Consider the following 1,207-nt stretch of genomic DNA (forward strand, 5'->3'; position numbering starts at 1 on the left):
AACTGGATCTGACCCATGCCCATATTTGGGATGTCACTTCTGTGAATATGTTCAATAACGTCGTACAGAAATTTAAAGCGCAAGGAGTTGATGTTCAGGTGACTGGACTGAATGAAGCCAGCAGTACTTTGGTCGACCGTTATCAAACCTGATCACCATTCATATGATTTAAAAGGGCCAATTGGTCCTTTTATTTTTCTGAGGAATAAGCTCAATGCCAGTTTTTAGTAGTGAATTCCCGAGAAAAGTTTGACTTGCTCCGCTCAGGACTTAAAATACCGCATTCTGAATTTTTAGATTTGCCAAAGTTATGTCGAACGATCAATTAGACCAGCAAGTCGTGGAGCTGGACAATTTAAGCGAGCACCGTGAAATTGTGACGTTTATGCGCCGCTCAGCGCCATTAAATACCTCTCAACGTACTGCGCTTGAACAATATGGTCACTTAATTTTGGAATATCCGGCGGGTGATTTGCGCCAGCATTTTGAGCACCCTGAACGTCCATTGACTGTAGAAATCGGGTTCGGTATGGGTCGTTCACTGGTACTGATGGCCAAAGCCAATCCTGAACGTAATTTTGTCGGTATTGAAGTGCACGTACCCGGCATCGCACAATGTGTATATGAAGCAGGTATGGAAGGTTTAACCAACTTGCGTGTCCTGGATGCCGATGCAATTCAAGTCCTGCGTGAAATGCCGGATAACAGTATCAACACGGTGCAATTGTACTTCCCTGATCCATGGCAGAAAAAACGTCACTTCAAACGCCGTTTCGTATCACACGACCGCATGCCATTGGTTGAACAAAAGTTAGAGCTCGGCGGTACATTCCACGCTGCGACTGACTGGGAACCGTATGCTGAATGGATGCTGGAAGTGCTTGAAGAGCGTCCACGTTTGGAAAATCTGGCAGGTAAAGGCAACAGTTATCCTCGTCCTGACTGGCGTCCTCAAACTAAATTCGAGCGTCGTGGTATTGAAGCCGGCCATAAGATTAATGACTTTATCTTTAAGAAAATCTCTTAATCCAAGATGAATCCCCAAAAAGCGCTGATGATTCAGCGCTTTTTTTATAAAAAGAATTTGTCTTTGAATTAATGAACGATGGCGATCAGAATACCTGAAATCAATTTTAGAAAGAAAAATAGATGTTCATCTTTATACCTGGCAATTTTCCTAGGTATCACCCACTTTAACGCAAGAAGA

Annotated in this window: 2 protein-coding genes; both read left to right on the top strand. The window is 43.2% G+C overall.

Annotated features, from left to right (window positions below):
- Positions 1–152 (top strand): STAS domain-containing protein (locus tag B4033_RS06230; protein WP_286832722.1); only part of this gene is annotated, 152 nt, incomplete at its 5' end.
- A gap of 158 nt (positions 153–310) precedes the next feature.
- Positions 311–1,027 (top strand): tRNA (guanosine(46)-N7)-methyltransferase TrmB, encoded by a 717-nt coding sequence (trmB, locus tag B4033_RS06235; protein WP_004812311.1) that lies wholly within the window; start codon positions 311–313, stop codon positions 1,025–1,027.
- Positions 1,028–1,207: the final 180 nt, after the last annotated feature.

Origin of the sequence: Acinetobacter sp. UBA3132 (assembly GCF_002364825.1) — a bacterium.
Taxonomy (GTDB): Bacteria; Pseudomonadota; Gammaproteobacteria; order Pseudomonadales; family Moraxellaceae; genus Acinetobacter; species Acinetobacter schindleri.